At 61.4% G+C, this 6376-nt stretch carries 7 protein-coding genes; 1 reads left to right on the forward strand and 6 read right to left on the reverse strand.

Translation table 11 applies throughout. The features are described from left to right. On the forward strand, positions 1–390 hold a 390-nt coding region (locus EN964_RS20865), incomplete at its 5' end, for an NAD(P)/FAD-dependent oxidoreductase (protein ID WP_127276699.1). Here EN964_RS20865 and EN964_RS20870 read toward each other — a convergent pair. The 6 genes from EN964_RS20870 to EN964_RS20895 all read right to left on the reverse strand — a co-directional run. Continuing rightward, positions 387–1208 (reverse strand): carbohydrate ABC transporter permease, encoded by an 822-nt coding sequence (locus EN964_RS20870; protein WP_127267079.1) that lies wholly within the window; start codon positions 1206–1208, stop codon positions 387–389. The two genes, EN964_RS20865 and EN964_RS20870, sit on opposite strands and share 4 nt — an antisense overlap. A gap of 2 nt (positions 1209–1210) precedes the next feature. After that, positions 1211–2077: a carbohydrate ABC transporter permease gene (locus EN964_RS20875; RefSeq protein WP_127267078.1), complete on the reverse strand. Its 867-nt coding sequence runs from the start codon at positions 2075–2077 to the stop codon at positions 1211–1213. Positions 2078–2133: 56 nt separating this feature from the next. Further along, a complete protein-coding gene (locus tag EN964_RS20880) occupies positions 2134–3429 on the reverse strand; it encodes a sugar ABC transporter substrate-binding protein (protein ID WP_236382706.1) in 1296 nt (431 codons plus the stop codon). Between the two features lie 79 nt (positions 3430–3508). Next, positions 3509–5023 (reverse strand): putative N-acetylmannosamine-6-phosphate 2-epimerase, encoded by a 1515-nt coding sequence (locus tag EN964_RS20885; RefSeq protein WP_236382763.1) that lies wholly within the window; start codon positions 5021–5023, stop codon positions 3509–3511. Between the two features lie 131 nt (positions 5024–5154). Beyond that, on the reverse strand, positions 5155–5904 hold the full coding sequence (locus EN964_RS20890) for a GntR family transcriptional regulator (RefSeq protein WP_127267075.1): 750 nt from the start codon (positions 5902–5904) through the stop codon (positions 5155–5157). Between the two features lie 129 nt (positions 5905–6033). Continuing rightward, positions 6034–6376: IclR family transcriptional regulator C-terminal domain-containing protein (locus tag EN964_RS20895; RefSeq protein WP_281059562.1), on the reverse strand; the 343-nt coding region annotated here is incomplete at its 5' end.

Raw genomic sequence — 6376 nt, forward strand, 5'->3', positions numbered from 1 at the left:
TCCTTCAACCATCTTGTTTATCCGGTTCCGGAACCAGGCGGCCTCGGAGTTCACCTGACGCTGGATATGGCCGGATCGGTTCGTTTCGGGCCGGACGTCGAGCCCGTCGATGAGGTCGGCTACGCGGTCGACCCAACTCGGGCCACACCATTTTACGCGGCCATCCGACGCTACTGGCCGGGGCTGAGGGACGGGGAACTGGAGCCGAGCTATTGCGGGCTGCGGCCTAAAACGAACGGGTTGCAGTTCGGCGATTTCGACATTCTGGCAGATCAGTCCGGACGGCTGATCAGTCTTTTCGGAATCGAGTCACCTGGCCTGACAAGTGCGCTCGCCCTGTCGGATAGGGTTGTCCAACTAGTCAGAACGACGAACTTCGTCTTGCTTTAGCCTTTGACCGCTCCAGCGGTCATGGATCCTGATATCTGCCGATACATCACAAGACCCAGCAAGGCCGGCGGCAAGGCGCCCAGCATCATGACCGCGGAAGCGGTTCCCCATTTTACGCCGCCGCCGCTTGCGGCGAAGAAGAAGGACGCGCCGACCGTCATCGGCACGGCACGGCTGGTTGTCAGCATGAGACCGAAGAGGAACTCGTTCCAGGCAGTGATGAAGCCGAAAATGAAGGTTGTGACGAGCGCCGGTCGGATGACGGGCCGGACGATCATCATCATCACCTGCAAGGAACTTGCGCCATCGACTTTCGCCGCCTCGTCGAGTTCGACCGGTACATCTGAAATCGCGTTCACCAGGATGACGAGCGCAAGAGGCGCGTTGACGATGGTCAGGATGAGCCCGAGCCCGATCTGCGTATCGAGCAGGCCCAGCCACTGATACATCATGTAAAGCGGGATCGCGAAGATGATCAGCGGTACGGCGCGAAGGTTGATGACGATCGGCAGGACCAAGCGCTTTCCCGCCTCGCTACGCGCGATCGCATAGGCAGCCGGGAACGCGAGCACGATCGCAAGGCCGGTTCCGATCAGCGCCGCCACGGTGCTGTTCAGCAGGTAGGCATAGATGTTGAAGCGGCTGGTCTGCGTCAGAACCTCCAGATAGTTGTCGAGCGTCGGTTGGCTGATCCACAAACCGGGGTTCGTCGAAAGCTCGCGCTGGCTTTTGAGCGATGTGATCAGCGTCACGATAATGGGGAAATTCATCGCCAGCACGGCGATGGCAAAAACGATCCAGCGCAGTGCCCTGACCATCGTCAACGCTTCCTGCGGCCGGCAAGCCGGTTAAGGCCGTGGAGAACGATGAACGACGCCAGGAACAGGATAACCGAAGCGGCGACCGCCTTGCCGATAGCCCCTTCCTTGAAGAAGGCCTGATAGATGTAGATCGACAAGGACGTCGTTGAACCGCCAGCGCCACTGCCGGTCAGCGCATAGACATTGTCGAACACCCGGAAACCGTCGATGAAACGGATGAAAAACGCGATGACCAGCGTCGGCTTCATCAACGGCAGGTCGATCCACCGAACGATCTCAAACGGTGATGCGCCATCGAGCGAGGAGGCTTCGCGCACGTCGAGCGGTATGGCCGAATAGGCCATGTAGAAGAGCAGGAAGGCGAAAGGCGTCCATTGCAGCGTCTCCACGACGACAAGGGTGCGGAAGGCATTGTTGATGTCGAGGAAGGCCGGGCTGTCGCCAAACCATTCGAAGAGATAGTAGGGGACGGGGCCCGCGAATTCATGCAGCACCAGCCGGTACATGAGACCGACCATGGCCGGCGCGACCATAAGCGGCAGCATCAACGGCGCCATCAGGACTGGTCGCTTGCTCAGAAGCGGCGCCAGGAAGATGGCAAGGAAAAGGCCGATCAGACATTCCGCTGATGCGGTAAGAATACCGAAGCGCAGAGAGAACCAGGCCGAGCTCCAGAATTCGCGGTCGTTCAACACCGCGACATAGTTGGCGAAACCGCTCAACACCGGACTGCGCAGCGTCTCGAATGTGACGGTCGAAACGGAATAGATCAGATTGACGATCGCCGGAAAGCCGAGGAATAGCAGCAGGAAGCCGACCAGCGGCGTCAGATACATCCTGCCTTCGGCACGTGTCACAAGGGCCATGTCGATCCGCCAAACGCGCCGGACACCGAGCCTCGACCCGGCGTCCGGCAAATGGTTCATTTCTTGAGAAGGACCTGCATGCCCGCCTTGGTGTGGGCGAGCGCATCCTCGAGGCTCTGCTGGCCGGACCAGTAGCCGGTGAACTCCTTTGCCTGCAGCTCATAGACCGGGAGCGCACTCGCGGACGTCGCTCCGGTCATGACATAGCCGTACTTGCTGGCGAATTCGCCGAGCTTGACGAGGTCGGGACGTTCCTTCGCAACCTTGGCCACGACATCGGGAGACAATGCCGGCGAACCGCCGCTGCGCGCATAGAGCAAGGCCGCATCCTCGGTGGCGAGCCACTTCAGGAACTTGACGGCGCCTTCTTTGTTCTTGGCGTTCTTGTTAAGGCCCAAACCAAGGCCGTGGATATGATCGGCGCGTCCGTCGGGACCTGCCGGTGGTGCGACGATCCCGGTCACCTCGGCGACGGCCGGGGATTTTTCGGTGCTGGTCAGATCCGCCGCCGCGGCATTCCACTGCAGCGCCGTCGCGGCCTGGCCGGATGCGAAGGCCGCGTTGGTTTCCGCATATTCGTAGCTCAGCGAATCCTTGGGCGAAGACCCAGCATCATAGAGTTTCTTGTAGAGCTCGAGGGCGGTCTTGTAGGCATCGGAATCCACCGTGACATTGCCGTTCTTGTCCATCCAGTCGCCGCCGTAGGAGCGCGGCAGGGACTGGAAGACCATCATGTTGAACAGCAGGTTCTTCATCTGCAGGACCGTGCCATAACGCACCGGGCTGTCGGGGTTCACCTGCTTGGTGAAATAGAGGGCGGTGGCCGCCCAGTCGTCCCAGGTCCAGCTGTCCGGGTCTTTCGGCTGCAGCGGCTTGCCGAGATATTTCTGGGCGATTTCACCATAGGTCTTCTTGGCGGCGTCATCCCCGATCAAGGCGTCGATGAGATCCTTGCGGTAGTACATGAAGTGCAACGAAAGGTCTGTCGGCACGCCGTATTGCTTGCCGTCGAACTGCATCGTCTTGAGAACGGATTCGCCGAAAACCTTGGCCGCGTCCGCGCCAAGATCGACCGGCTCCATATAGGGCGCGTAGCGACCGAGCGAGTAGGTGGCGACGAGGTTCACGTCGAAGGCACTGGATCCGGCCGCCATGTCAGCCTGCAGCTTGTCGTAAAAGCCTTCCCGGTTGAAGAACAGCAGCTCCACCTTGTCGGCATCGCTGGCCTGCTTGTTGTAGGTTTCCACGGTTGCCCGCAGTGCGGTTTCCTCGGAGCCGCCAGGCCAGCCGAGCACGGTCACGGTTGCGTTGGCAAAGGTCGGCAAAGCCGTCCCCGCAAGGAGGGTGGCCATAAGCGCAAAAGATGTCCTGCTCAATTTCATGATCGTTCCCTTCTTTTTGATGATTTTTGCATGGCATGACCGGGCGCCGTTACCTTGCCCATTCGGCGAGATCGGCAACACCGATGACGCCGGCGTGGCCTCCGAGCTTCGCCGCCACGAGATCGGGGGAAAGGCGCGGCGGGACCTCGCTCAGATGTGCGCGCACCCGGTCGAGATAGCCTTCTGCAAGACCGATGCTGCCACCGATGACGATCGATTTCGGATCGAACATCATCTGAATGTCCCGGCACAGCGCCGCGACCCGCGAGGCGCTTCGCGAGACGATGGCGCCGGCCCAGTCCTCGCCCTTCAGCGCGTGTCCGAACACATCGGCGGCGTCCGCCTTGGAACCGGCCTTGAGGGCCTCCGAAGCGATCCAGCGGCCGGACGTGCTGTCTTCGAGCGGAGCCCGGTCTTCAGACAGACCACGGATCAGACCGAAGTGACCGGCTAGACCGGACAGCAATCGGCCGTTGTAAACGATGCCGCCGCCAATTCCGGTCGAGATGGTCAAAAAGACGATGTCGCGACCTTGCCCGGCGCCGAATTTGTATTCCCCCCAGGCAGCCGCCTGGGCATCGTTGAACGCACAGACCGGTTTGCCGAAAACAGCGGATGCCCTTTCGACCAGCGGGTAGTCATCGGGAATGCCAAGGGTTGCCGGATTCAATGCCGACCAGCGTCCATCCTGCACCAGTCCGGTCACCGCAATGCCGATGCGGCTGAAGCGGCTCGACCAGGCTGACGTGCTTTGCGCGAGGGATGCCAGCCAGGCGTCGGGTCCAGCCTCTCGCGCGGTCCGCACGATCTTGTCCTCGATCACCGTGCCATCGCTGACCAGCGCGGCCATGGTCTTGGTTCCCCCGATGTCGATGCCTAGGACGGATGGGCCCAGGACGGATGGGCCCAGAACGGTTGGGCCCAGGACACTTGTGCCAAGGGCGGTTTGCGCGCCCCTCGCCGCATAGGCGTCGGAAAGCGCCTGGTGGAACCATGAGGTGACGTGCTCGGTACGGGTGATCGCCGAGCCGACAACCACGGCACAGGCGCCGGCGCGCGCGGCGGCAGCCGCCTGCTCAGGCGACCGGATACGCCCTTCGGCAATGACGTAGGGGGTCAGGGTTCGCATTTCAGCGATGAGGGCGATATCCGGATCCTGCGGCTCCGGCCCGCCGACATAGCCGGAAAGCGTCGTGCCGACGAAATCGACACCCGCGGCAAGGGCCCGGCGCGCATCGTCAAGGCAAGAGCAATCGGCCATGGTCAGCTTGTTCCTGGCCTTGACGGCTTTCACAAGCGCTTCGACAGGAACGGGACGGACACGCTCCGTCGCATCGAAAGCGATGATATCGGCGCCCGCCTCGGCCAGGGCCTCGACATCGGCCAGATAGGGTGTGATGCGCACCGGGCTGTCGGTGAGATCGCGCTTGACGATACCGATGATCGGCACGCGGACGGTCAGGCGGGCGGCCGCGACATAGGGCACGGATTCGATGCGCAGGGCCTTGGCTCCGGCTTCAACAGCGGCCCTGGCAAAGCCCGTCACGAATTGCGCACTGTCCATCGGGCCGCCGGGAACCGGCTGGCAGGACACGATGAGACTGTTGGCAATGTCTTCCCGCTGCACGTCGGCACTCCCTTGTCGCCATCACGATAAATGGAAAATACCAGATTACAACCAGTTCATAACTGGTATTATCTTTGCAGCTCGAAGACGAAATCGTAGACGTCTCCTTTGTAGCGTGTCTCGCAGTATTCCACGATCTGTCCGTCGGCGAGAAAGCAGCGGCGCTCGGTCATCAGCAGCGGTGCGCCCGCGTCACAATGAAGGTGCTTTGCATCCTCCAGCGATGCGCCGCGCGAGCGCATGCGCTGGATTGCCCTCTGAGGCAGGAAGCCGCGTGCATCAAGCGCTTCATAAAGGGAATCCTGAACCATCCCGGGCGAAGGAAGGAAGCGAACCGGCACGGCCGAGACCTCGACGGCGATCGGCGCGCCATCGGCTGTCCGCACACGACGCATGCGAACCACATTGGTATTGCCTGCAATACCCAAGGCCATCATTTCGGCCGGGGATGGGCGGCTTATCTGCTTGGAAAGCCATAGACATCCAGGCTTCAGGCCGCGCGCCAGAATGTCCTCCGAAAAGCTCGTCAGCGTCGAAAGCGATTTTTCGACCCGCGACCCGATCTCGGTTTTGGAACCATGCCGGCGATTGAGCTGCCCTTCCTCTTCGAGCAGCGCCAGGGCCTTTCTCACAGTGACTCGCGAGATCGACAGGGCTTCCGCCAGAACCCGCTCGCCTGGCAGAACCGCGCCGGCTTTCAACGCGTTGGAGCGGATCGCCGCCTCGATCGCCGATTTCAACCGTCTGTAAAGCGGCACATCGGACGCTGTCGCTTCCATTTCCCGACTGACAAGCCCGATCAGGTTCACGGTTGTCATTGCCCTTCCTCCCGCGCGAGAAGCACCCAGGATCAAAACATTCCTGACTGGACCTATACTGGTATTATCAATCCGGTGCAAACGGCCAGCGGACGGTGCTTCGCCGCGCCCTCAGCGCATCACGATCCCTTAGCGAACCCTCGGTGACAGCTTCATGGAGATGCGATCGCAGGCAGCCCGCAGGACCTCCAGAGTATAGGCATGGCGGCTTTCACGCGTATGGCGATTGATATAGGCGACGATGATGGAGGCGACGGCACTGCCGTCCGGCCCGATGACCGGACAGCAGATATCGGTGATGCCGACGAAGTCGCGGCTCTCGCGCATCCAGTAGCCGTCCGCGCGGATGGTACGAAGCTGCTTTTCCAGCGCGTCACGATCCAGCGGCGCCGGTGAATGCGCCGCACATTCATCGATCATCCGCGCTGCGACCTTTGGTGACTGGAAGGCAAGTATCACATGGCCGGAGGCC

It is taken from the genome of Mesorhizobium sp. M7A.F.Ca.CA.001.10.2.1 (assembly GCF_003998575.1).
In the GTDB taxonomy this organism is placed as follows: Bacteria; Pseudomonadota; Alphaproteobacteria; order Rhizobiales; family Rhizobiaceae; genus Mesorhizobium.